Origin of the sequence: Methylophilus sp. Leaf408, from assembly GCF_916856905.1 — a bacterium.
In the GTDB taxonomy this organism is placed as follows: Bacteria; Pseudomonadota; Gammaproteobacteria; order Burkholderiales; family Methylophilaceae; genus Methylophilus.
This window is the reverse complement of record NZ_CAKASK010000001.1, coordinates 1973951-2000272: the sequence shown is the minus strand read 5'-3', so window position 1 is coordinate 2000272 and position 26322 is coordinate 1973951. Positions and strand designations below refer to the sequence as shown.

The 26322-nt window shown below is 50.5% G+C and carries 19 protein-coding genes; 7 read left to right on the top strand and 12 right to left on the bottom strand.

Annotation, left to right across the window (positions count from 1 at the left end):
* Nucleotides 1-147: 147 nt before the first annotated feature.
* From hpf to LPA26_RS09375, 5 genes are all read right to left on the bottom strand, one after another.
* On the bottom strand, nucleotides 148-474 hold the full coding sequence (gene hpf / locus LPA26_RS09395; protein ID WP_055830357.1) for a ribosome hibernation-promoting factor, HPF/YfiA family: 327 nt from the start codon (nucleotides 472-474) through the stop codon (nucleotides 148-150).
* 209 nt (nucleotides 475-683) lie between these two features.
* A complete protein-coding gene (gene alkB, locus LPA26_RS09390) occupies nucleotides 684-1322 on the bottom strand; it encodes a DNA oxidative demethylase AlkB (protein WP_229008104.1) in 639 nt (212 codons plus the stop codon).
* A gap of 50 nt (nucleotides 1323-1372) precedes the next feature.
* Nucleotides 1373-2281: a hypothetical protein gene (locus LPA26_RS09385; protein ID WP_229008103.1), complete on the bottom strand. Its 909-nt coding sequence runs from the start codon at nucleotides 2279-2281 to the stop codon at nucleotides 1373-1375.
* An 80-nt stretch (nucleotides 2282-2361) separates the two neighbouring features.
* Nucleotides 2362-2961 carry a hypothetical protein gene (locus LPA26_RS09380; protein WP_229008102.1) on the bottom strand — a complete coding sequence of 200 codons (600 nt, stop codon included), beginning with the start codon at nucleotides 2959-2961 and terminating at the stop codon, nucleotides 2362-2364.
* Between the two features lie 58 nt (nucleotides 2962-3019).
* Nucleotides 3020-3715 carry a hypothetical protein gene (locus LPA26_RS09375; protein WP_229008101.1) on the bottom strand — a complete coding sequence of 232 codons (696 nt, stop codon included), beginning with the start codon at nucleotides 3713-3715 and terminating at the stop codon, nucleotides 3020-3022.
* A 165-nt stretch (nucleotides 3716-3880) separates the two neighbouring features.
* Between LPA26_RS09375 and LPA26_RS09370 the strand changes: the two genes are divergently transcribed.
* The 3 genes from LPA26_RS09370 (at nucleotide 3881) to LPA26_RS09360 (ending at nucleotide 6625) form a co-directional block, all read left to right on the top strand.
* On the top strand, nucleotides 3881-5113 hold the full coding sequence (locus LPA26_RS09370) for an MFS transporter (RefSeq protein ID WP_055868875.1): 1233 nt from the start codon (nucleotides 3881-3883) through the stop codon (nucleotides 5111-5113).
* A gap of 13 nt (nucleotides 5114-5126) precedes the next feature.
* A complete protein-coding gene (locus LPA26_RS09365; protein WP_229008100.1) occupies nucleotides 5127-5483 on the top strand; it encodes a DUF4186 domain-containing protein in 357 nt (118 codons plus the stop codon).
* A 449-nt stretch (nucleotides 5484-5932) separates the two neighbouring features.
* Nucleotides 5933-6625 (top strand): VacJ family lipoprotein, encoded by a 693-nt coding sequence (locus LPA26_RS09360; RefSeq protein ID WP_229008099.1) that lies wholly within the window; start codon nucleotides 5933-5935, stop codon nucleotides 6623-6625.
* Nucleotides 6626-7304: 679 nt separating this feature from the next.
* Here LPA26_RS09360 and LPA26_RS09355 read toward each other — a convergent pair.
* From LPA26_RS09355 to LPA26_RS09330, 6 genes are all read right to left on the bottom strand, one after another.
* Nucleotides 7305-8693, bottom strand: coding sequence for a TolC family protein (locus LPA26_RS09355; protein ID WP_369814566.1), 1389 nt, complete (start codon nucleotides 8691-8693; stop codon nucleotides 7305-7307).
* A gap of 49 nt (nucleotides 8694-8742) precedes the next feature.
* Entirely contained in the window at nucleotides 8743-11931 is a 3189-nt protein-coding gene (locus LPA26_RS09350) for an efflux RND transporter permease subunit (RefSeq protein ID WP_055830345.1), read from the bottom strand.
* A 22-nt stretch (nucleotides 11932-11953) separates the two neighbouring features.
* On the bottom strand, nucleotides 11954-13033 hold the full coding sequence (locus tag LPA26_RS09345; RefSeq protein WP_229008098.1) for an efflux RND transporter periplasmic adaptor subunit: 1080 nt from the start codon (nucleotides 13031-13033) through the stop codon (nucleotides 11954-11956).
* A 266-nt stretch (nucleotides 13034-13299) separates the two neighbouring features.
* Nucleotides 13300-13623 carry a hypothetical protein gene (locus LPA26_RS09340; protein WP_229008097.1) on the bottom strand — a complete coding sequence of 108 codons (324 nt, stop codon included), beginning with the start codon at nucleotides 13621-13623 and terminating at the stop codon, nucleotides 13300-13302.
* A 1224-nt stretch (nucleotides 13624-14847) separates the two neighbouring features.
* Entirely contained in the window at nucleotides 14848-18636 is a 3789-nt protein-coding gene (gene metH / locus LPA26_RS09335; RefSeq protein ID WP_229008096.1) for a methionine synthase, read from the bottom strand.
* A gap of 58 nt (nucleotides 18637-18694) precedes the next feature.
* Nucleotides 18695-19396, bottom strand: a complete 702-nt coding sequence (locus tag LPA26_RS09330; protein WP_229008095.1) for a DUF2490 domain-containing protein — start codon at nucleotides 19394-19396, stop codon at nucleotides 18695-18697.
* A gap of 80 nt (nucleotides 19397-19476) precedes the next feature.
* Between LPA26_RS09330 and LPA26_RS09325 the strand changes: the two genes are divergently transcribed.
* Together LPA26_RS09325 and LPA26_RS09320 are read left to right on the top strand one after the other, a co-directional pair.
* Complete coding sequence (locus LPA26_RS09325; protein ID WP_055830336.1) at nucleotides 19477-19857, top strand: CidA/LrgA family protein; 381 nt, start codon at nucleotides 19477-19479, stop codon at nucleotides 19855-19857.
* A complete protein-coding gene (locus LPA26_RS09320) occupies nucleotides 19850-20590 on the top strand; it encodes an LrgB family protein (protein ID WP_229008094.1) in 741 nt (246 codons plus the stop codon). Before LPA26_RS09325 ends, LPA26_RS09320 begins: the two co-directional genes overlap by 8 nt.
* A 978-nt stretch (nucleotides 20591-21568) precedes the next feature.
* Here the strand turns inward: LPA26_RS09320 and waaA are convergent.
* Nucleotides 21569-22834 (bottom strand): lipid IV(A) 3-deoxy-D-manno-octulosonic acid transferase, encoded by a 1266-nt coding sequence (waaA, locus tag LPA26_RS09315; protein WP_229008093.1) that lies wholly within the window; start codon nucleotides 22832-22834, stop codon nucleotides 21569-21571.
* 371 nt (nucleotides 22835-23205) lie between these two features.
* Here waaA and LPA26_RS09310 point away from each other — a divergent pair, with 371 nt between their 5' ends.
* Together LPA26_RS09310 and LPA26_RS09305 are read left to right on the top strand one after the other, a co-directional pair.
* Nucleotides 23206-25371 (top strand): adenosylcobalamin-dependent ribonucleoside-diphosphate reductase, encoded by a 2166-nt coding sequence (locus LPA26_RS09310; protein ID WP_055868885.1) that lies wholly within the window; start codon nucleotides 23206-23208, stop codon nucleotides 25369-25371.
* A gap of 187 nt (nucleotides 25372-25558) precedes the next feature.
* Nucleotides 25559-26251 carry an NrdJb gene (locus LPA26_RS09305; protein ID WP_229008092.1) on the top strand — a complete coding sequence of 231 codons (693 nt, stop codon included), beginning with the start codon at nucleotides 25559-25561 and terminating at the stop codon, nucleotides 26249-26251.
* The last annotated feature ends 71 nt before the right edge of the window (nucleotides 26252-26322 follow it).

The window sequence follows — 26322 nt, the reverse complement described above, 5'->3', positions numbered from 1 at the left end:
GTTGCAACAAAAAGTCGAATCTTATTTTACAACCGAAAGTTGTTGCTGGGGAGTCAAACGAGGTAAAAGTGCTGAAGTATAGGGAGGGTGATTTAATTCTCTACCCGGGTGGGTAGAGAAGGATGAAACTAAGGCTAAGTAATTAAGTTATGCACTTAACTGATGTTTCACAGCACCACCGGATTTATGATGGTCGCCGTTTTTTTCCTTGTGTTTCAATACCTGTCGGTCAAGTTTGTCAGTAAGCATATCTATCGCACTATACATATTTTCATCTGCGCAGGCAGCGTGTAAATCATTGCCTGGAACATGTAGCGTGGCTTCAACCTTTTGGGCGAGCTTTTCTACAGACATGGTGACTTTGACATCAATCACATGGTCGAAGTGATTGCTGATGCGCGAAAATTTGGATAAAACGTATTCGCGCAATGCCGGAGTGATTTCTAAATGATGTCCTGTAAGTTGTAAATTCATGACAAACTCCTTTAGTGAAAAAGATCCCTTCCTGTTCTCAATTGCCTTATCAATTGGGCGGCCGGGACAAGTTCAGTGTACTCTTTTGAAAAACAGATGCAACCCGGAATAGCACTGGTTTTTTGATGCTGATCAGGCGTTTTGCAGATACCCATGCGCTTAAGATATTGAAATAACTACATAAACTGCAAGGTAATGAACAGTTATATTTATTGCGTTTTTCTTAAAGTAAGATTAATGCGCTGGGCGCCAATGACAGGATGCACATCTGGTTTTATAGTGGTAATTCCGTGGTAAAAACGTCGGCTGGGGCCACCCCAAACCACAACATCGCCATGATTTAATGGCACTTTGATAGATTTGTCACTGCGTTTGGCCCCGCCAAATAAAAACGTAGCCGGAATACCTAGCGACACCGAGACAATCGGCTGCGAGAAATCCTTTTCATCTTTATCCTGATGCAAACCCATCTTGCTGCCGGGTTCGTAGATATTAATCAGGCAGCTATCTGGCATAAAGTGTGTATAACCGGCAGCTTGAGCCGCCTCAGCAGCCAACTGCAAAATGACAGGTGGTAAGGTCGGCCAATGTAGATTGTTCGCAGGATTGGTTGCGTTGTAGCTATAGCCTCGCAGACTGCTCACCCAGCCAAAATCACCTATGCTGGTTGTTTTAACCGACATAGGGTAACCGCTGGGTGTCGTCATTTTTTGCGGAGGATGCAACGCTAAATGCTGCTGCAAATAAGGCCAAATCATCCCTATGAATGGCAGGGCGAAGCCGGGTAACCAGAAAGCGCCTTCTGCAAGCTCTACTTGCGAAGATTGTTGTTCAGAAAATAAATCCATCGATAATGATCTTGTATGAAGAAAATGCCAGGTGGGATCGCTGCCAGCGCTCAGTGCATCCACTCAATACGGACATTTTTCTGCCTGGCAAGTTTCTCCATATGCGGAATAGCCCGCTCAAGATGAAATAGGTAATCAGCAGCAGATTCCTGATGAAAACCCAGCACCATGACTGGCTTATGGGCATTCAATAGTTGCTCGAACAGCTGCAATAGCTCTTTGGTGTTGGTGTAATCGGCCAGCGCGGCATTATCAGGGTATTCCATCAGCTCGGTGCTGAGTGCATAAGGCTGCTCCAGCGGCGTACTATGCGGGTGCAGTGCTTTTAACAGCCTGATCATGCTGCTGTCCTGGTGCCATCGCCCGGCGAGTAAATTGGCATCGATATTTGAGCTATCCCACTTAAAACGGTTTGCCTCCAGTGCGGCTTGCAGCTTGGGGCCAGATTGCCAGGCACCGGCACGGAAGTGACGTGGCCGCTGAAAGCCATTCGTCACCATTAACTCGCTGCTACACGCAACCAGTTTGGTCAGTTCTTGCTGGCTGTAGGCATACTCAAGGCTCACTGTATAACCACAACTGGCCTGGGCGCAGTCTTCCGGCGTATCAGTGATGGAAGGCCTAGCCTGAAAAGTTACCCCGCAATGCTCGACCAATGAACGCATGGCATGCACATGCAAACCTACCGTGTCATGCGGTAAAAACGTGCTGCGGATATAGCTGCCTATCTGTGCGCGATTGACGCCTGGCTGTATGAAGTAGGCAGGATTGATGAGATGAAGTAAGGGAATGTACGGAAATTTTTCCCGGAAAGAACGCATGGTCTGTAGGTTATCTTCTTCCAGCGATAAACCTTCCCAATCGACAGTCACCCATAGCTGCATGCTGTCTGTCGCCATTGCTGTTCCTGAAATGAGTAATACCACGAACAGCAACCATGTATCGAGTAGACTGCGCATAGACATGCATCCCAATCACATATGATCCCAATAAACGCCGGAGAGTCATTACCTGAGTTGTTCAGATTAGCGCAACTCCACTAATCCTGGGTACATTTAATCGTGTGATTCACCATTTTTCCATCCATTAGCTGTATGGTTTCTTCACCTAAACGACATTTTTTCTCGGCATCCATATGCCATTCGTTCTTGTAGATTTCCGTATAACTATTTCTATCCCATGACCACGTAGATTCGCTACCATGTGTCGCCTCACTCGAAGCTTCACTGATTTTCCTGTATCCGTTTAATTTTTTGTCCAGTACCTCTACCTTGCTGGTGGCTGGCATATTCCAGATCAGTTTCGCTGCACCGCTTTTCATCTGATACAGCCATACCGGGCATGTAGATTCGCTGCATAAACAGGTGCGCGCAGGTTTCACCAGGTAAGTCTTTGCGCTTTTATTCAAGCTCAATAACTCTGCTTCAAACAGCTCTGCAGGTTTGTGTTCCGAGCAACTGGCTAGTGCAGATTTACCTACTTCTTTGGTCAGGTGAGAAATGATAGAGGCAGGAATTTTAGCCGGGTTTTTGAACTGCTCTTTGGTGCTGAACGTTTCATCCGCCTGGGCAAGCATCGCGTTAAACAATAGAAAAGATAGTGCTGCGTTTGCAGCTAGTGATCGCATGGTTACAAACATTATTGTGATGCCTTTTAAGATTTTTCATGTGGTGAGTAACCACCGCACGAATGTATTTTTAAACTTTAAGACATACGTTTGATGTCTTAACCCATTTGCCGTTTTTCAATTCCTCGATTTCAGCCTCATTACATTTCCTGTCCGGATTCCAGATCCAGACCTGGTTGTAAATCTCCTGATACTCGGTGCCATCCCACACATAACGCACTTCATAACCATGGCTGGGTAAGCCGCCAGAAACCCTGATATCCGGGAATCCTTTGGTTTTCTTGTCCGAGAGGGTTAACAAGCCTGCCATAGATGATTCAAAAATCACTTTCGCTTTTTGGGGCAAGGTATCAAACACCCACATCGGGCATTCGTCATTACTGCAAAAACATCTTGAGCGTGGTTTTACGACTAAGGCTTTCACAGATGAGTTCAATTCTACAGGTCTGGCTTCAAAGGCTTTGCTGACAATTAACCCTTCTTCTTCACACTCTGCGTACACGCTATCAATTTCTTTGGTTAAATAATTAATCACGGAACCAGGAATAGTGACCGGATGATCAATTGCCTGATTTGCGCTGATAGCGTCGCCAGCAATGATTGGCGATGAGATCAGAAATAGCAGTGATGAGATAACAAATGGGTATATACGCATGGCGGATAGTGTTAATTGGGTGAGTGAGCTTGGCAACCTCAATACTGCAATATCGCTAAGGCAGGACACATGATAAGCGTTCTTGAAAATAAAACGGCGGGTGCGCCCCATCTATATCGGCAGAGTCGCACGGGGTCAACGACGGCTCATCAGCGAATCACTTCGCGTACTGCCTGATTCACCGCACCCGCGCCGCTATTGTAGGGCAATCAACGCGACTTCTAAAGTGCTTGTGCGATCGGCTGGGCGCGAATATTGATAGCGTATAATGACTGTATGTCCTTGTCCGTCCGCCAGATTCTCGCCCATCAGGGTTACGCTTTCCCCAAGTTACTCGCTTTTCGTATCCAGATGGTGTTGTCTTACCAAATGATGATGGTTGCCATCGGCTGGCATATTTACGAACTCACGCACGACCCCTGGTCACTCGGCCTGATCGGGCTGGCAGAAGTCATCCCCTACATGAGTAGTGCCCTGTTTCTCGGCCACGCAGTGGATCATTATTTTTCACGCAAAGGGTTTGCCACCGTCGCCGCACTGTTTCTTTCAGTGAACGCGGTAATGCTGGTGCTGATCACTTTGCATCAGCCAGCGCATACCGTGATGTGGATTTATGGCACGGTCGCACTGACCGGCTTCGCAAGAGCGCTGATTTCCCCTAGTTACAACACGCTGTTTGCACTGATTGTTCCGCGTGCATCGATAGCCAAGGCATCGGGTATCGGCAGTTCTATGTTTCAGATTGGCCTGATTGTTGGCCCGGCGATGGGTGGCCTGTTAGTCGGTTTTGCCAATAAATACGTCGCTTATGAAATATCTGCCTTACTCGCCTTGGGTGCGGCCATTTCAGCGATGACCTTGCATGTTAAAGAACATCGTAGCCATACACCCATGAAAGTGTTTGCCAGTATCGCGGAAGGTTTGCAGTTTGTCCGACGTACGCAGGTGGTTCTGGCGGCGCAATTGCTGGATATGTTTGCGGTACTGTTTGGCGGCGCGGTGGCGATGTTGCCCGCTTTTGTGCATGATGTTTACCAGATGGGTCCTGAAGGGCTGGGTGTATTACGCGCGGCACCGGCAGTAGGCGCGATTATTACCGGCTTGTGGCTGGCGAAAAACCCGATTCATCAGCACAGCGGACGCTGGTTATTACTGGCAGTGGCCGGATTTGGCCTGTGCATGATTGCCTTCGGCTTAACCACTACCTACTGGCTGGCCGCCGTCATATTGGCGATATCCGGCATGATGGATGCCGTCTCGGTGATTCTGCGGCAAACCATTCTGCAACTGGCAACGCCTGATGGCATGCGCGGGCGGGTGTCTGCCATCAATGGGATTTTCATAGGTTCATCCAATGAGCTGGGCGCATTCGAATCCGGCCTCACGGCAAGGTTAATGGGGCTGGTGCCCTCGGTGGTATTCGGCGGCTTGATGACGATTGCGGTGGTTGGCGTCACCGCGGTCAAAGCGCCTAAACTGCGCGATCTGCATGTGTCGGAACTGCATTAACCCCGGATAAACCATGCGCGATCTTGATCAGTTGTTCCAGGCGTTACAACGGTCAACATTCCGCACCAGTTTCCGGCTGAATGCCAGGGATACGCAATACCTGCGGCAAAAAGGCCTGGCGGTGGTGCTGGATCACGCGGAGGCTTTTATTGCGGATCGGCTTGCCCCGGCGGTCATTGCCAATGAGGGTCAGCAAACGCCGATGCGCGGGCATCCGGTGTTTGTGGCGCAGCATGCAACAGCGACTTGTTGTCGCGGGTGTTTGGCCAAGTGGCACAGAATCCCGTCTGGGAGGGCGCTTAGTCTGGATGAACAGGCATATATCGTGGTGGTGATTGAGCGGTGGTTGATGCCGTTGGTTTCTGAGTGACAGCCCAATCAAAAGAACATCTCTTTCTTTTTATCCTGCACTATAAAAATCATTGACTAGCTGCTTTCTAAGTCTTTCTTACCCTAAGTCTTTCTTATCCTAAGACATTCACTGCCCTTGCATAGAAATAATCTTGTCATGCCCCTGTTTTAGACTGAGCTAGATTGTTTGCAAGTGTTCGGCCTGGGGTGCCGATTGAAGGAACCTGGCCTAAACAGCAATGTTACGGATAACCACACGTTATAACACCTATGTATACCAGACCTATGACGTGCCCATTCTCTGGATTTTCTCTTGTTTTGGATTTCTGGCTGCTGAAGCATAGATGCAGAAAAGATGGGTGTCATTAATTCATGGGATATTTTTTAATTTGGCAACTAGTCAGGCCAGTAACGGTCTAGTAATAGAGTGCACAGGAAGCATTTAAGCTTCAACGAGGAGTAGCACAGATGAAAGTAGCAAATATGATGCATTTGATGACGCTGGCAGCGTTATCGGGATGTGCAACAGCAGGTAATCCTGACCCATTGGAACAAGTGAATCGGAAGACTTTCGCATTTAATCAAAAATTAGATGACGTAGTATTAAAGCCCGTCGCTAAAGGCTATCAGAAAGTTGTACCAGGTACAGTAAGGCAAAGTGTCCGTAATTTTTACGCCAATCCGCGTGATTTGCTGTCTGCTATCAGTTCTTTTCTTCAAGGTCGGCAAATCGATGGTGCGTCTGATTTAATGCGTTTCGCTACCAACAGTACGATTGGTGTGCTTGGGCTATTTGATGTAGCGACCCCGCTGGGATTTGAAAAGCATAACGAGGATATAGGGCAAGCGCTTGGATACTGGGGAATGGGCTCTGGGGCATATATCGTTTGGCCAATCTTCGGGCCATCTTCTTTAAGAGATACCACGACGCTGGTAAGTAATCTTGTTGTTACTCCGCAAGCGCTTGTATCTGATAATTCACTTTATTACTCCCTGACTGCATTACAAATTACCAATGCCAGAAGCGATCAATTAACGACATCGGAAATTCTTGATGATATTTCAATCGATCAATATCTGTTTGTTCGGGACGCCTATCTGCGTTACAGGGAGTCATTAGTTCATAATGGAAACTTGCCTGCTGACCCGGATTTTGAATAAGGCATTGGTATTCAATCTCACTCGGTGCAGATGAACATGAGTAAGTGTTAGAGATTAAAGTTCTGGGGATTTAGCAACAATTTGCAGCTTGTGCGTTTCAAGGGTGGTGGTTGCAACTTAATGGTTTTGTGCAAAGAGGTAGCAGGGGTTTCGCCGCGCATACTCTGCCCCTCGGTAACGGTTGGCTCCTGTAAAAAATACTGCGCCATGCAACGAATCGTCATTCCGGCGGAGGCCGGAATCCAGGCTAGGTTACTGTTTAGCTTGGTTACAATAAAAACAACAAGTGATGCAATTACTGAAAGTTGTAATGGGTATTTCTTTGAATATTGACCATACCTTTTCGCCCCTAGGCGAGTTACTTTTCTTTGCTTGCCCAAAGAATAAGTAACCAAAAGAAAGGGCACCCTAGCTTCCGCTTATTCCCTGCGTTGCTCGTCAAAATAAGCGGTCACGAAACTCAACCTGGTAGCTCACAAAAAACGTAAGCTACTGCGGGATTCAGACAGTCGCTCCCTTGTATCTTATTTTGCCTGCGCTACTCGGCGCGTCAGATAGGGGACCCTTTTAAAACCACCACGCTGTGGTGTTGGTGATATTAGGGTCACCTATAATCGCGCTAAGTACGGTTGCTACAAAAAACTAAAGTCGGTTTCTGTTAAGTTGTATATTTTTGGCCTTACTTCCAGCCACCACCCAGCGAACGATAAAGATTCACAACCGCAGAAACCTGTTGTTGCTTGGTTTCTATTAACTCCATTTTGGCGTCCAGTGCATCACGTTGTGTGAGCAGCACTTCCATATAGTCAGCGCGTGCGGCTTTGAATAGCTGGTTGGCGACATCAATCGATTGGGTCAGTGACTCTACCTGTTTGTTTTTCAACTGGTAGTTTTTATCCAGGTTGTCCATATTGGATACCTGGTTGGCCACTTCCATATAGGCATTGATGATTTTCTGCTCATATTCATAAGCGGCCTGCACTTGCATGGCACTTGCGCTCTTGTACTGTGCTTCTATCGCATTCCGGTTAATCAGCGGGGCGACCAGCTCACCGCCAAACGAGGCCATGACCGAGGCTGGAATGTTGAGCAGGTATTTTGGATCAAATGCCTGGAAACCCAACCCGCCACGGATAGAGAAGGAAGGGTAAAAGTTGGCTTTCGCGACATCGATATTCAGCTTAGCCGCTGAGAGTTCCAGCTCCGCCTGGCGTATATCCGGGCGGTTAGCCAACAACTCGGATGGCACGCCTGCCTGTACCATCTTCGGTTGCATATCCATAAAGTGTGCCGATGAACGCGCCACCGGTTGTGGGGTTCTGCCCAGCAAGAAGTTGATGCGGTTTTCGGTTTCTACAATTTGCTGTTTCAATACAAACTGGCGGCTCTGGTTCTTTTTCACTTCTGCTTCAAACCGTTTCACTGCCAGCGAGTTGGCGCGTGCATATTGTTGCAGCTGTTTCACAACTTCAAAGGCATTTTGCTGAATGGCGATATTCTGGTCCAGCGTTTCCAGCTCGTTGTCCAGCGCGACCAGCTCATAGTATGCATTGGCGACTTCGGCCACCAGGTTGGTCACCAGGAAGTGCTTGCCCTCGATACTGGCCATGTATTCTGTCACCGCAACCTTGGTGGCGTTACGCAGTTTCTTCCATACGTCCAGCTCCCACGAGGCGGTGAGGCCAAACTGGTAGTTACCCAGGAAGCGCGGATTGGAGCGGCCTTCCTTGATATCCAGGTTTTCTTCCACGGCGCCGTTACGGGTGTATTTGCCAACTTTCTCTTTATCGGCACTCGCACCGATGCCGACAAATGGCAGGTACTCACCGCGCCGGGCCTGGATTTCATTCTGGGCGACGCTGATGCGCTGCGCCATCATGTTGACTTCCTTGTTGTTGGCTACTGCGATATCAATCAGGGATATCAGGTTCTGATCTTCAAAAAAGTCTTTCCAGTTGACGGTGGCACTATTGCCGGCAGGCTCCACCCCCTGCTGAAAGTGGGTGGGTAGAGTGGTATCCGCCTGTTTGGTCGTGATGCCGGGAATGGAGCAAGATTGCAGCAGCATGGCTGTGCTGCCCGCAATCAGCCAGGCCACGGTTTTGCGAGAATTAAGGTTATGCTTCATCATCATCTTCCAGGCCCTTGCTATAGTGATAAATTTCAGTCAGAGGGTCTTGTTCCTCGTGCTTGATCAGGGTTTTACCATCCGTCATTTTGGCAAACATGTAGTAAAGGCCGGGGATGAGGATGACACCGAATACTGTGCCGAACAGCATGCCGCCAAAGGCTGAGGTACCGATGGTGCGGTTACCTACGGCACCTGCGCCAGTGGCCATTACCAAAGGAATCAAGCCGGCAAGGAACGCAAACGAGGTCATCAGGATAGGCCGGAACCGTGCTTTGGCGCCTTCAATCGCCGCATCACGTAATGACATGCCCTGATTGCGTTTCTGCACCGCAAACTCCACGATCAGCACCGCGTTTTTACCGAGCAGACCCACCAGCATCACCAGCCCGACCTGCGCATAAATGTCGTTGGCCAGCCCCAGTGATTTCAGCAGGAAGAAAGTACCGAATACACCTGCCGGCAGCGACAGGATCACCGCCAGTGGCAACACAAAACTTTCGTATTGTGCGGCGAGCACCATGTAAACGAAGATCAGCACCACGGCGAAAATCACTAACGCTTCATTACCACGTTGCGCCTCGTCGAATGACAGGCCTTCCCAGCCAATATCATAGCCGTGTGGCAAGGTGGCTTTGGCAACTTCTTTCACTGCCTTGATCGCGTCATCACTGGTGTAACCAGGCGCGGGTGTAGCACGGATAGTGGCTGAGTTATACAGGTTATAACGGGTGATCTCGTTCGGGCCCTGCATTTTCTTCATCTTCATGAAAGCGGAGTAAGGCACCATCTCACCGTCGTCGTTTTTCACGTAGTAATTCAGGATATCGCTAGGGTAGCGCCTGAATTCCGGACTCGCCTGTGTATAAACCCTGAAATAATTGTTAAAGCGGATAAAGCCTTGCTCGAAAGTACTACCGATAAGGATGTTCAGGTTATCCATCGCTTTACCGATCGATACGCCTTTTTGCATGGCTGCCTTGTTGTCGATTTCCAGTTCATATTGCGGATAGTTGGCCGCATAAAATGTGAACAGGCCGGTCAGCTCTTTGCGTTTGCCTAAAGCCGCCATGAACTCCTGGTTGATTTTGTCGAACGCATGATAATCGGTGCCGTTGGTTTTATCCAGCAGGCGCAAAGCCAACCCCGATGCCGCACCATAACCCGGCACCGCAGGCGGTTCGAAATACTCGATCACCGCACCGAAGTTTTTGGTCTTTTCTTCCAGTTCTTCGATAATCTGCTGCACTGATTTATCGCGTTTAGACCAGTCTTTCAGGTTGATCAAGCAGGTTCCCGCATTAGAACCACGGCCTTCAGTCAGTATTTCATAACCCGCCAATGCAGAAACTGATTCAATGCCGTCTACTTTTTTGGCCTCATTCTGCAGCAAACGCGCGACCTTGTTCGTTGCCTCCAGTGTTGAGCCCGGCGGCGTCTGGATGATCGCGTAAATCTGCCCTTGATCCTCACCCGGAATAAAACCCGCAGGCAAGGTCTGGTTCATCACAAAGGTACCAAAGGCGAATCCGACTAGGGCCAAAATAGAAACACTGCGTAGGGTCACGATTTTGCTCAGGAACCTGGTGTAATGCCCGGTCAAGCGGTCAAACCAGCGGTTGAATTTATCGATCAGCCAGCTCACCGGTGTCCTGCGTTTGGGTTGACCATGATGGTTTTTCAGCAAAATCGCGCACAGCACTGGCGTTAACGACAACGCCACCACACCGGAAATCACAATAGACGATGCCATGGTAATGGAGAACTGGCGGTAAAACACCCCGACCGGACCGGTCATGAAAGCCACCGGTACGAATACCGCGGTCATCACCAGTGTGATCGCGACAATCGCACCACCAATCTCGCCCAGCACTTTTTGCGTCGCGCGGTAGGGCGAGATGTGCTCGTCTTCTTCAAACTTGGCGTGTACCGCTTCCACCACCACAATCGCGTTATCGACCACGATACCGATCGCCAGCACCAGCGCGAACAGGGTGATCAGGTTGATGGTGATGCCGAACAGCTGCATACAAAAGAAAGTACCAATCAGCGACACCGGTACCGCCAGGATAGGGATCAGCGTTGAGCGCCAGTCACCCAGGAAAATATACACCACCAGCGCGACCAGGAAAAAGGCCTCTACCAGCGTATGTAATACTTTCTCGATAGAAGCATCCAGGAATTTGGAAACGTCATAATCGATCTCGTAAGCCATCCCCGCCGGAAAGTTAGGTTTCAACTCTTCCATTTTCTTTTTAACGTTCTCAATCACCTCGCTGGCATTACTGCCGTAGTTTTGCTTGAGTACGATGGCAGCAGACGGGAAACCATCCTTGTTGGAATAAATATCGAAAAACTCGCTGCCCAGTTCAATCTTGGCCAGGTCTTTCAGTTTCAGGATCTCACCTTCGGAATCGGCGCGGATAATGATGTCGCCATATTCTTCCGGCTTGTTGTAACGGCCTTTGTAAACCAGCACATATTCTTTTGATTGCGCGGAAATACCCGAGCTTTGCCCCAGGCGACCTGGACGGCCGATGATACTCTGCTCGCTGATGGCTTTCATCACGTCTTCGATAGACACCTTGTAAGCACGCATGCGGTCAGGGTTCAGCCAGATACGCATCGCATACTGGCGGCTACCCAGGATCTTGGCACTGGCAATACCGTTTACACGCTGGATTTCCGGAATCACATTGACGTTGGCGTAGTTATACAAAAACTTCTCGTCAGCGTTCTTATCCTTGCTGAACAGGTTGATGTACATCAGCATGCTTGGCTGCACGCGTTCGACGACTACACCTTCGAGTTGCACCAGTTCCGGCAAGCGGCTCATCACCTGGTCAATCCTGGTCTTGACGTTAATCATGGCCTGGTTAGGGTCGGTACCCAGCGCAAAAATCACCTGGATAGTCGCTTCACCGGCACTGGTCGCATCTGACACGATGTATTTCATGCCAGGCACGCCGTTAATGGCGCGTTCAATCGTAATCAGCGATGATTGCACAAGCACGTCGGCACTCGCACCAGGATAAGCCAGGGATACGATCACGCGTGGTGGCGCAATGTCAGGGAACTGCGAAGTCGGCAGTGACTTGATAGAAAGAAAACCTAAAAACACGATCAATAGCGACAAAATAATCGCCATGACCGGTCTTTTGATAAAGATACTTAGCATGGGGGATTCGCTTTCTGGCTGACTATTCGGCGTAAAGGTCTAAATGGGAATACACATGCTCCGGTGTCTGGAAATTCACCGCGATGGTTTCGCCGTTCTGTACCCTGCGCAGGCCTTCGATCAACACGCGATCATCTTCCTTCAGGCCGGATTTCACGATAAACAGATGGGGTTGCTCGGCAGCAATCGTAATCAGGCGCTGTTCCAGCTTGTTGGCTTTGGTCACCACATACACATAGGTTTTATCCAGCACTTCAAATGTCGCTTTTTGCGGAATCAGCAACGCATTAGGGAAAGGCACATTCATCAGGATATTGCCGGTTTCACCATGCCTGAGCACCCGGTCAGGATTGTTAAACACGGCACGGAACTCAATATTGCCGGTTTTATTGTCGAAATCGCCTTCAATGGTTTCGATGGTCCCTTCCTGGTTAAACACTTGCCCGTTGGCCATTTTCAGTTTGACCTTGCGGTGTTCATCGCGGTCTTTTATCGCCATGTAATCCAGGTACTCGGCTTCCGGCACGTTGAAGTACACCCACATTTTGCTGTTATCAGACAGCGTAGTCAGCAGGTCGCCTTCGTCCATCAGACTGCCTTTTCGTGCTGCCAGGTGGTCCATGACGCCGGTAAACGGTGCCTTGATATCGGTAAAATTCAAATGCGTCTGCGCCAGTTTCACTTCGGCGTTGGCTTTATCTAGCTTGGCTTTACCCAGCGCCAGTTCGTTGGGCGAAACAATATTCTTCTCCGCCAGCGCACGCGTATTCTCATATTCGATCTGCACCGTTTTGGCTTCCGCCTCCGCTTTCAGTAATTCGACCTGATAAACGTTAGGCATGATCTTGAACATCGGTTGCCCCTGTTTGACGACTTGCCCCTCATCGACAAAGATGTCTTGCAGGTAACCACGCTCCAGCGCACGCAATTCAATATGCTGGGTCGCATGGATCTGGGCGACATATTCCTTGGTAATGTTGGTGTCTTTGCGCAACGGCGACGTGACTTCCAGTTTAGGAGGCGCTTCCTTGTGCTCTTCCTCTTTGTGGCAGGCGCTGAGCACAGTGCCAAGAAAGCCTAAAACGACCAACTGCTTAATCATTGAGTGCTGTTTAATCATCATATTTATGTGTATCAGATAATAAAGAAAGGGTAATGCAACGCATGACCATCCGGGTGCTGAACTGGCATGAGCGTTGAACCTGTCTTGTGATACACAGCCTGTGTTGTCCGCGGTGATTAAGGTGATATTGCTAGGTCATTCTTGCTTATTTTGAGGCAAGCAAACGGGTACCTTATGGCGGAATTAGGCGTGTGGGTGTTCAGGTTCAGCGCGCGCCATGCACAGGCGCTTACGCGGATGACACCTTAGTTTGAGGCAGGCGGAGCGCGCGAATGCAGGTGACGAACAACCACCGGGCGTGGAGCCACGCGACGGCGAGAGAGACACAGCAACGCAAAAGGAATCATGCAGGCAATAGTGATGCTTGCGGCGGGGGGGATCAGGTAAAGCGGCGCAGTCAGGGGTGATTCGCCATCGCCGCTATATTCAACAATTTCAGCGACCCGTATCCGGACGGTATCATCGCTGTAGCTGGAGTGATCGGAGAATTCAGCGACTAATGCAAAGCCGAGTACAGTCAGCAGCACTGTGACGACCCACAGTCTGAGTTGTGTTGCGGCTGTATTCAAATGTTTATGCATTAAATCAGTTAACGGAAAAGAATCAAATTTCTGTAATAACGGTTTTTATAATGGTGTAAATGCGTAAGGCAAAGTATCAAGATCCAAGTATCAAAAAGATTTTATGATCTTTACAATACTTACATTAAACGCTTTTACATGGGAAATGACAAGTCGCCAAAGGGCGTAGTTCGCATTAAATGGCGCTTTGTAAGGTGGGTGTCAGTTTCGTAAGCATTTATTTCAATTTATCGGGTGGTTGAGGGAATGTGACAAGAGTTTTCAGAACATGGTTTGGTGTTTGCATTGTCATTCTGGGGGAGGGTATAGCAGGGGTTCCGCAGGGAGAATCCAGGCCGGGTTAGTGCTTAGCTTGGCTGCAATATAAAAGCTAGTATCGCGCTTGCTGATAGTTCTAATCGTTAATTCTTCGATATTCAAGATTATTTTTCGCCCCTAGGCGAGTTACTTTTCTTTGCTTGCCCAAAGAAAAGTAACTAAAAAAGAAAAGGCACCCTAGCTTCCGCTTGTTTCCTGTGTTGCTCATCAACGTGGGCGTCCAGCGAAACTCGCCCTAGCGGCTTGCAAAGAACGCAAGCTGCCGCGGAACTCGAACAGACGCTAGCCGACAACTCCCCCGCTGACTGCGCTACTCGGCGCGTCAGATAGGGGCCCGTAAAAACCAACACGCTTTTAGTTATGTTCAGACTCGTCACAGTCATTCCCGCTCAATCAGTGAAAAAAACGCAAAGCAAAAAACGAACAAGACATATCGAATAGCTTGTGGGTTTTAGTCTTAGCTTTTTAAAAGGTTACTTAGCGCCCGCTGCCTCTTGCGCTCTACCATTGTCTCATCGTGGTGATTTTAAACGGGCCCCTATCTGACGCGCCGAGTAGCGCAGGCAAAATTAGGAGAAAGGGAGCGACTGTCTGAGCTCCGCGGTGGCTTGCGCAGTATGCAAGCCGCTAGGGCGAGTCTCGTGACCGCTTATGCCTAAGTCCGGCAAAGCAACGGACGAAAGTCCTGGTTCGAGCAACGCAGGAAATAAGCGGAAGCTAGGGTGTCTTGTTCTTTACCCTCTTTCTTACGGACAAGCATAAGAAAGAGGGTAGCCGAGGGGCGAAAAAACGCCAACCAATCCGCCAATACAACAACCCAAAGAATGACTTCTAAATCAATCAGACAAAACAAAAAGCGCACTGAATAGTGCGCTTTGTATATGTAGTTACTACTTACCCAAGGTTAGGCGCTAACCATCTCTCCAACCAGGCCTTATCCACATGCCTTCTCTTCGCCATGTCTTCCACCTGGTCATTGGCTATCTTGTCGACACTGAAATATCTGGATTCCGGATGGGCCAGATAAAAACCGCTTACTGCCGCTGCCGGCAACATCGCGTAACTATCCGTCAACTGCATATCAATTTCTTCCGCCTGCAGCACCCTGAACATATCCGCTTTCACCGTATGGTCCGGACAGGCTGGGTAGCCTGGCGCCGGACGGATACCTTTATATTGCTCTTTGATCAGCGCTTCCTTATCCAGTGCTTCGCTGGCGGCATAGCCCCAGAAATCGGTACGCACACGCTCATGCATATACTCGGCAAACGCTTCGGCCAAACGGTCAGCCAGTGACTTGAACATAATGGCGTTGTAGTCATCATGATTCTTTTCGTACTCAGCCAGGCGTTTTTCCATACCTAGGCCAGCCGTCACCGCAAACAGGCCGATGTAGTCATCGGTGCCCTTGGGCGCAACAAAGTCGGCCAGGCACTGGTTAGGGCGTGCCACGCCGTCAATCACCGGTTTTTGTGTTTGCTGGCGCATGCCGTACCAGGTCAACGCTACCTGGCTGCGGGATTCATCAGTATAGATCTCGATATCATCGTGATTGACCTGGTTGGCTGGCAGCAAGGTAATCACGCCATTGGCATTTAACCAGCGGCCATCAATAATGCGCTTGAGCATGGTTTGCGCTTCGGCAAACACTTTGGTCGCGGCTTCACCGACGACCTCGTCCTTGAGGATGGCAGGATAAAAACCGGCCAGGTCCCAGGTCTGGAAGAAAGGACCCCAGTCTATATATTGTGCAATCAATGCCAGGTCGATATTTTTGAATACACGACGACCAATGAATTTGGGTTTTACCGGCGCATTTGGCGCGGCGAAGTTTACTTTGGCTGCATTGGCACGCGCATCAGCGATGGTCAGCATAGGCACGCCTTTTTTATTGGCATGCTGGTGACGGGCTTTTTCGTAATCGGCCTGGATCTCGGCCAGGTAAGCGCCGCGCGTTTCCGGCGTCAGCAGGTTTTGCATGACGCTGACCGAGCGGGAAGCATCCGGTACGTAAATCACCGGGCCTTCGTAGTTAGGCGCAATTTTCACGGCGGTGTGCGCGCGAGAGGTTGTCGCGCCACCGATCAGCAATGGTGTCTGTTGTGCTACAAAATGCGGGTCGCGCTGCATTTCCCTGGCGATATAGGCCATTTCTTCCAGCGATGGCGTAATCAGGCCGCTTAAGCCGATAATATCGGCATTCTCAGCCTTGGCCATGGCCAGGATCTCAGCGGCAGGCACCATCACACCCATATTCACCACTTCAAAATTATTGCACTGCAACACCACCGAGACGATGTTTTTACCAATATCGTGTACATCGCCTTTTACCGTGGCAATCACCACCTTGCCCTTGGGCTTGGCCACCACACCGGTGCGTTTTTCTTCCAGTGCTTTTTCTTCTTCGATAAACGGGATCAGGTGCGCGACCGCGGATTTCATCACACGCGCCGATTTCACCACTTGCGGCAGGAACATCTTGCCCTGACCAAACAGGTCACCGACCACATTCATGCCGTCCATCAGCGGGCCTTCGATCACATGGATAGGGCGACCACCGTTGTTCATGATGTCCTGGCGAACCTCTTCCGTATCGGCGACGATATAGTCGGTAATACCATGTACCAGTGCATATTCCAGGCGCTTGCTGGCTGGCACCGGATTTTCCGGTGTACCGCGCCAGGCCAGTGTGGCTTCCGCCTTTTTGCCACCAGCGACCAAAGTACCGGCGATCTCGATCATGCGCTCTGTCGCCGCCAGCGGATTGTCCGGGTCGACCACACGGTTCAGTACCACGTCTTCGACGCGTTCCCGCAATTCTGCGGGAATATCGTCATAAACACCGACCATGCCGGCGTTAACGATACCCATGGTCATGCCGGCCTGGATGGCGTGGTAGAGGAACACGGTATGGATGGCTTCACGTGCCGGTTCGTTGCCACGAAAGCTGAAACTGACGTTGGATACGCCACCGGAAATACGCGCATACGGCAGATTTTGCTTGATCCAGCGCGTGGCTTCGATAAAGTCCACCGCGTAGTTGTTGTGTTCTTCGATACCGGTGGCAATCGCAAAAATATTCGGGTCAAAGATAATATCTTCCGGCGGAAAACCCTGGCCTACCAGCAGATCGTAAGCGCGTTTGCAGATCTCGGTTTTGCGCGCAAATGTGTCGGCCTGGCCGGCTTCGTCAAACGCCATCACGATTACGGCCGCGCCATAACGCTGGCATAGCTTGGCCTGGCGCAGGAACTCGGTTTCGCCTTCTTTCATCGAGATCGAGTTGACGATGGCCTTGCCTTGCACACATTTCAGGCCAGCCTCAATCACCGCCCATTTGGAGGAGTCGATCATGATGGGCACGCGGGCGATATCCGGCTCGGAGGCAACCAGGTTAAGGAAGTGCGTCATCGCCTTGACCGCATCCAGCATGCCTTCATCCATATTGATATCGATGACCTGGGCGCCATTCTCCACCTGCTGGCGGGCGACACTGAGCGCTTCTTCGTATTGCTCGTTGATGATCATGCGCGCAAACGCTTTCGAACCGGTCACATTGGTACGTTCGCCGACGTTCACATACAGCGAGCTTTCATCAATGATAAATGGCTCCAGCCCGGACAACTTGGTGGCGACCGGTAACGTGGGTACCTGGCGCGGGGGCAGGTCCTTGATCGCGGTATAAATCGCGTTGATATGCCCGGGCGTGGTACCGCAGCAGCCACCGGCGATATTGATAAAGCCGCTGTCAGCAAACTCTTTGACCAGGCTGGAAGTCACATCCGGCGTTTCGTCAAAACCGGTGTCTGACATCGGGTTAGGCAAACCGGCATTTGGGTAGATACACACAAAGGTATCCGCCACTTTGCTGAGTTCTTCAGCATATGGGCGCATCAGCGTCGCACCCAGCGCGCAGTTCAGGCCTACGGTCAGCGGTTTGACATGGCGGACTGAGTGCCAGAAAGCCGTGACGGTCTGGCCGGAAAGGATACGGCCGGAAGCATCAGTCACCGTGCCGGAAATCATGATCGGCCAAGTCTTGCCCTGTTCATCAAAAAACGTCTCGATCGCAAACAAGGCGGCTTTACAGTTGAGGGTATCGAAAATAGTTTCCACCATCAGGATATCGGCGCCACCATCCACCAGGCCGCGGATCTGCTCGTGGTAAGAAGTTACCAGCTGGTCAAAACTGACATTACGGGCGGCGGGATCATTGACATCCGGTGAAATCGAAGCGGTTTTTGGAGTAGGGCCCAACGCGCCAGCCACAAAGCGCGGCTTGTCCGGTGTGCTGTATTTGACGCAGGCGGCCTTGGCTAATTTGGCCGCCTCAACGTTCATTTCATACACCAGGTGCGCCATATGGTAATCATCTTGCGCCACGCTGGTAGCACCAAAGGTATTGGTTTCTACAATGTCGGCACCGGCAGCCAGGTATTTCTCGTGGATTTCCTGGATCACATGCGGCTGGGTCAGTGTCAGCAGTTCGTTATTGCCTTTGACAAACAGCTCCCGCTCGCCGGCCGGTCCCTGGAAGTCCTTGAAACGCTCGCCACGGTAGTCGGCTTCAGTCAGCTTGTATTGCTGGATCATGGTCCCCATCGCGCCATCCAGGATCAGGATGCGTTTGGACAAGGCTTCACGTAGCCATTGCTCGGTGGGGGAAACCGTCAGTTGCGTCATGCGTATCAACTTGAAAATAAAAGCGCCATTTTAACACAGCGCGTTTCAAGCTCAGTGGCTAGAAGTTGAAGCGAAAGGTGGTCATCAATACGTGGTTTTCGCGGTCTACCGTGCGGGTATTGATGAACTGGTTCAGGTAACCGACATCCACGTTGGAAAAATCGCTGAATTTCCAGTTGATACCCAGGAACAGGCGGTTCTGGTCTATGCCGCGCCGCACGCCCCATTCGGTCTGGTTGAAGTTGATAAACAATTCGTCATACACCACCCACTGCATCTGCGGATGCAGTGTACTTGGCGTCGTAGCCCGCACCATCTGCCGCAGGCGATGCCCTACGTCCTGGAAGTCCTCCCGGCGGCGTTGCTCGAAACGGGTGCGGCTGGTGAAAGTGATATCGGCCACTTCATCAAACTGGTACTGGAACTGCTCCCATAGCCGGTTTTCGCGAAAATCGGATTGCCCGGCAGGATGATTGATCACGGTGTCATAACCCAGCCAGACGCTGGATTTTGGATTGAATCTGTAAAATACCGCTGGCCGCAAAATCAGCTGGTCAAACTCCATGCCTTCTTCACGCCAACGCGGATGCGTATCCATACTCCAGTAAAAGTTATCTGCCGGTAACTTGCCCTGGGTGTAGATGCTTAACCAGTAACGGCCATCTTCCTCTGTATCGGCAAAAGCGGCAGCTGCGAACAGTAATCCCAGCATGAACAGCACACGGTTGAAAAAAATATGGTCGAATCTGGTAAATGACATTAACATCGCGGCATTCTATGGCTGTAAATCGGCATGGAAAATCGGCCGTAGCAGCGCGGCCATGTATATAAGGGGATTGCATGATATCAGGTTTGGTTCAACTCTTTTTGTGGCAGGGCCTGGGTGAGTTGCTCAGCAAGTTTTTCCTGCCCAGTATTCCGGGGCCGGTGCTTGGCTTATTGTTACTGCTGGCATTCCTGTGCCTGCGCGGCCAGGTGGATAAAGACCTTGCCGACGTTGCGGACGCTTTCCGCCAGCATCTGGGCTTACTGTTTGTGCCCGCTTCGGTCGGCGTGCTGTTATTCCTGCCTGAATTGCAAACGCATGCGCTGGCAGTGAGTACCGCCTTGCTGGTCAGCGTCATCCTGACCATTGCGGTGACGGCAATCGTGCTCAAAGTATTCTGGTACTTTTCACTGAAGCGTAATAAAGGCATCACCCGGGAGCAGCGCCATGAGTAACCGCCTGCCTATCTCGGAAATCTGGGTCTACCTTTCCGGCGACCAGCTGTTCGCGCTGATCATCACGCTGGCCACTTACCAGCTCGGCTATCTGATGTATGTACGTGCCAAACGCCATCCCTTGGTCAATCCGGTGGCAATTGCGGTGATCCTGACCTGCCTGATTATTGATGCGCTGGATATGCCGTACGAGAAATACTTTGAAGGCGCGCAGTTTGTACACTTCCTGCTGGGCACGGCAACCGTGGCGCTGGCAGTACCTATCTATCACGGTTTCAAACGCATGCAGGGCAAGATTTTCCATATCTGGGTTGCACTGACTGCGGGCAGTACGGTATCGATCGTCAGTGCAGTTGCCATCAGCAAACTGATGGGCGCGTCTGACAATATTGTCGGCAGCATGTATGCCAAATCGGTCACTGCGCCGATTGCGATGGGCATTGCCGAGCGGCTGAGTGTGTCGCCCACGCTGACAGCGGTATTTACTGTGATTACCGGAATGCTGGGCGCGATCCTGGCACCCTATATTTTGAATGCTTGCAAAGTACATCAATGGTGGATACGTGGCACGGCGATTGGTGTGGGTGCACATGGGTTGGGGATTACGCGGGCATTTAGTGTGAATGAAGAGGCGGGTATTTATGCCAGTATGGCGATGGGTTTGAATGGGGTGATCAGTGCGATTGGATTGCCGATAGTGCTGACTTATTTACGGCCGCATTTGGGGTTTTGAGATTGAGGAGGAATGCCTCGTACATTAATTTATTGCATCTCATCGTCATTCTGGCGACGGCCAGAATCCAGGCGAGGTGGTGACTTAACTTAGTTGCAATCGAAGAGGGTATGCTGCACTTGCTTAGGTTTGTTTTTAATAGGTACTTCTAAGAATATTTACCAGTGCCTTTCGCCCCTAGGCGAGTTACTTTTCTTTGCTTGCCCAAAGAATAAGTAACCAAAAGAAAAGGCACCCTAGCTTCCGCTTGTTTCCTGCGTTGCTCATCAACGTGGGCGTCCAACGAAACTCGCCCTGACAAGCCACACACAACGTGGCTTGTTGCGGAACTCAAACAGACGCTGGCCAAAGGCTCCCACGCTGATTGCGCTACTCGGCGCGTCAGATAGGGGCCCATGAAAAGCACACGCTTTCGCTTGACTGTAATTCTTTGCGTCGCACCACGCTCGACCACTCTGGGAAAAAGAAACAAAAGAATTAGATTTATTAGAATTTGAGTTTTGTCTTCAAGGCTCAAAACGCACTTAGCGCCCTTTAACCTTACATGCCTAAGGTATGTTCCATCGTGGTGGTTTTAAACGGGTCCCTATCTGACGCGCCGAGTAGCGCAGGCAAAACAAGGAGAAAGGGAGCGTTTGTTTGAGTCCCGCGGCAGCTCACGATTTGTGTGAGTTGCCAGGTCGAGTTTCGCGACCGCTTGTTTTGACGAGCAACGCAGGAAACAAGCGGAAGCTAGGGTGCATTTCTTTTGGTTAGCTTTTCTTTGTGCAAGCAAAGAAAAGTAACTCGCCTAGAGGCGAAATGGAAACTCCCCTAACTAGAAACCTTCTACAAAGCATAACTTTTCTGAAAAAGATGCTCGTCTTTCTCTTTGCTTTTACTTATGGAAGAAAGAACGGTCGCCTAGAGGCGAAAAGGAATGCAGTAAAAGCGTTACGAAGCTAATAAATTTAGCCAATAGCTTTTAATTCTAAAGAATTAAGTTTTTAATAATTTATTGATTGCTGCCATCAATCTTTGCGTCGTTCCACGATGTTGCACCGTAAAATCCTTCGCCGCTTTAGACATTGCTCTAACCTTGGCTTTGTCTTTCGCCAGGTTTGCAATCGTGTTTTTTAACTCAGCAATATCCGCCATTTGCATCGCCGCATTCGCCGCAACCGCCTCTCTCGTCACCTGCGCAAAATTAAACATATGCGGCCCTAAAATAGTGGGCACTCCCATCGTCGCTGCTTCAATCAGGTTCTGCCCGCCCAGTGGCTGCAAACTGCCGCCCATGACCGCAAAATCACTCGCCGCATAGTAGGTATACATCTCGCCCATGCTGTTACCCAGCACCACTTGCACATCTTCATTCAGCGTTTGCGCAAGCTCGGTGCGCAGCACATAGCGTAAGCCGCGTGCTTTTAGCAATGCTTCCACTTCGGCAAAACGCTGCGGATGGCGCGGGACTAATAACAGCAAAACGTCACTGTCTTTTACCGCATCCAGAATCAGCTGCTCTTCGCCTTCACGTGTGCTGGCAGCCATCAGCACAGTGCGGTTTGTACCAAGCAGCTCGCGCAAACGTGCACCGTTGGTCACACTCTCTGCCGGTGGCGTGACGTCAAACTTCAGGTTGCCGCATACCATCACATTGCTGGCACCTAAGGCTTGTAGTCGTTTTGCATCCGCCTCAGTTTGGGCAGCCACCAGCGCCAGTTGCTCCAGGCAATCATGCGTGAGCTTGCCCAGTTTGGCGTAACCGCGTGCTGATTTTTCCGACAGGCGAGCACTTAATAAGGCGACCGGCATCTGCCTGCGACTGGCTTCAGCAATCAGGTGAAACCATAGTTCTGTTTCCATTAACAAACCTAATGCCGGTTTGAAGTGAGCAAAAAAGCGTTTGGCGGCGCCAGGCGTGTCTACCGGTAAATACGCTTGTAACACACGGCCACTGGCAATTTCTTCACGCAATACCTGCTGACCGGTTTCGCGCCCAGTGGGGGTGCCATGCGTCATCAGTATCTGGTGTTGCGGATATTCTTTCAGTAGTGCCTGGATCAGCGGTTGAGTGGCGCGGGTTTCGCCGACCGAGACGCAATGTACCCAGATCAATGGTGCGTTTATTTTTTGGGTATAGAACCCATAACGTTCGGCCACATGCTGGCGGTATGCGGGTTGTTTCAGGCCGCGCCAGAGCAGCTTGACTGGCAGCAGCAGCGCCACCATATAGATCAGTGCGGTATACACGAATTTTGGCATGGCGCTATTCTCGCATATTTGTGTTGATATCTTGATTGAACGCACCAATGAAATGCATGCGAAACAGGAGAGTGATGACTCACCTATGCCACAGCCCTTGTGTCTAAAGTGATTGGAAAAATGCAAGCATTACGCACCAAAAAAAGGCGTAAAAAATGGGTTGACGTCAACAAAATATAGGCATAAATTACCGCAACTAACACAAGATATTGTGTTTAGCCGGGTACGTGCTTCTAGCAGTAGCGCGTGCATTGACGAGTATGCAAATGCTTGCCCGGCGGGTTTCAGAAAGCGATGTCAGTCGCTCAAGCCTTGGTGCTTACAGACTGATGTGTCAAATCATAAGAATCACCAAGGTATGGAGAAGCTCAATGCTAAAAGCAGTTGAAACGAAGAAGGTTTATTCAGAAGAGGGTGCAGTGGACATTCCGGTGCAGCCGGTCTCGCTCGATATCTGGGATAAAAAATACCGCCTCAAGACTAAAACCGGTGAGCATGTCGATCAGGACATGGATGATTCCTATAGCCGTGTCGCCCGTGCGCTGGCCGATGTAGAAACCACCGAAGAGAAAAAAGCCGAATGGCACGAGAAATTCCTGTGGGCGTTACGCCGCGGCGCCATTCCTGCCGGGCGTATCACTTCCAACGCCGGTGCCTTGGAGCACAAGCCAGCCACTTCTACCATTAACTGCACGGTATCCGGCGTGGTGGAAGACAGCATGGATGACATCCTGGGCAAAGTGCACGAAGCCGGCCTGACCCTGAAAGCTGGTTGCGGTATCGGTTACGAATTCTCCACCCTGCGTCCAAAAGGCGCATTTGTCGCCGGTGCCGGTGCCTATACCTCCGGCCCGCTCTCGTTTATGGATATCTACGACAAAATGTGTTTCACCGTGTCTTCTGCCGGTGGCCGTCGTGGCGCGCAAATGGCAACCTTTGATATTTCGCATCCCGACGTGACTGACTTTATCAAGGCCAAGCGTGAAAACGGCCGTTTGCGCCAGTTCAACCTGAGCTGCTTGATCACCAAAGAATTCATGGAAGCCGTGAAAGCCGATGACGAATGGCGCCTGGCTTTCCCGGTCACCGAGAAAGAAGCGATTATTGATGGCCTGAACGTGAATGACGAGTCACAGGTGGTGTGGCGTGACTGGCCAATCAAGCATAAATACCTGAGCAAGGTCGATGGCCCGGATGCAGGCAAGGTCGCCTGCCGCATCTACAAAACCATCAAGGCCCGCCGCCTGTGGGACGTGATCATGTCTTCCACCTACGACTTTGCCGAGCCAGGTTTTATCCTGATCGACCGCGTTAACGAAATGAACAACAACTGGTTCTGCGAAAACATCCGCGCTACTAACCCCTGCGGCGAACAACCATTGCCACCATATGGTGCCTGCCTGCTGGGTTCCGTCAACCTGACCAAGTTCGTGCGCAAGCCATTTACCGAAGAAGCGCATTTCGACTGGGAAGAATACCGCGACGTGGTTGGTGTGTTTACCCGTATGCTGGATAACGTGGTGGAAATCAACGGCCTGCCACTGGAACAGCAACGCGTGGAAATCGCCCGCAAACGCCGTCACGGCATGGGTTACCTTGGCCTGGGCTCCACACTCACCATGCTGAAAATGAAATACGGTGAAGATGATTCCGTAAAATTCACCGAAGAAGTCACCCGCATCATGGCCGAAGTAGGCTGGGAAGTCGGCGTGCAACTGGCCGAAGAAAAAGGCCCGGCACCTATCATGGACGAAAAATTTGAAGTGACTGCCGACATGCTGCGCCTGCGTCCTGAAATGGCTGCCGATGGCATCAAGGTCGGCCAGAAACTGGCCGGTAAAGTGTTGCTGGGTAAATACAGCCGCTACATGCAGCAGTTCCCGGAAGGCCTGCGTAACCAGATCGCGACCAAGGGTGTACGCTTCACGCATCACAGCTCCATCGCACCTACCGGTACGATTTCCCTGAGCCTGGCCAACAACGCCAGCAACGGTATCGAGCCCAGCTTTGCCCACCACTATGCACGTAACGTGATTCGTGAAGGCAAAAAGTCCAAAGAGAAAGTCGATGTATTCAGCTATGAGCTGCTGGCTTACCGCGAACTGGTGAATGCCAACGCCATGCCGTTCAGTGATAAACCAGAAGAGCAATTGCCGGATTACTTCCTCGATTCATCCACCATCATGGCGAAAGCGCACGTCGATATCCAGGCCGCAGCACAAAAATGGATTGATAGCTCCATCTCCAAAACCATCAACGTGCCTACCGATTACGACTTTGAGGATTTCAAGAACATCTACCTCTACGCGTATGACAAGGGCCTGAAAGGTTGTACGACGTTCCGTTTCAACCCGGAAGCATTCCAGGGTGTGCTGGTGACCGAGAAAGATCTCGAAAGCACCACTTACAAGTTCACGCTGGAAGATGGCACCGAGATCGAAGCCAAGGGGAATGAAGAGATTGAGTATGACGGCGAGATTCATACGGCGGCCAACTTATTCGATGCCTTTAAAGAAGGCTACTACGGAAAATTCTAAGCCCTGACCTACTGCGCTCACGGGTGCGGTGTTACAAAGTGATTTTTAATCCTCATGTACTACTTGTACACTCCGGTTAAAAATCACTTTGCGCCTAGCCCCCGAGTCGCTCGTTACGGTCATCCCATAGAATTTTTGGCTGACAGGAAATTATTAAATAATTGATTACTCCAATAGGGAGAACAACATGGCAATCAAGATCGACAAAAAAATCACCGCCTACAAACTGGTGACCGATGAAGACAAAAAAGCAACCGAAGCCGCAGCAGCGGCTGCTACGAATGTTATCCAGATGGGCGAACCGCTAAGCCGCCCGGATATGCTTGTGGGTAACACCTACAAGATCAAGACGCCGGTGACCGAGCACGCGCTCTACATCACCATCAATGACGTCATCATGAACGAAGGCACGCCGCAAGAGCACCGCCGTCCGTTCGAAATCTTCATCAACTCCAAAAACATGGAGCACTTCCAGTGGATCGTCGCGCTGACCCGCGTGATGTCCGCCGTGTTTCGCAAAGGTGGCGATGTCACTTTCCTGGTAGAAGAACTGAAAAGCGTGTTTGAGCCTTCAGGCGGTTACTTCAAAAAAGGCGGCAAGTTCGTGCCTAGCTTGGTCGCCGAAATTGGTGAAGTAGTCGAAACCCACCTGCAGGAAATCGGCATGCTGAAAAAACCGGGCCTGGACGAACACCAGCAAAAACTGGTTGAAGAGAAAAAAGCGGAATACATGGAAAAGCACGCCAAGTCAGGTGAAGAAGCAAACGACGAAGGCTTCCCAAAAGGAGCGCAGCTTTGCAAAAAGTGTAATACCAAAGCAAGCATATTGATGGATGGATGTATGACCTGCTTGAATTGTGGGGATAGTAAGTGCGGTTAAAAAGTAAAGGCCAGTGTGAGCTGGCTTTTTTTATGGCTATTACAGAAGACATTTTCTAGTTTGATCGCTAA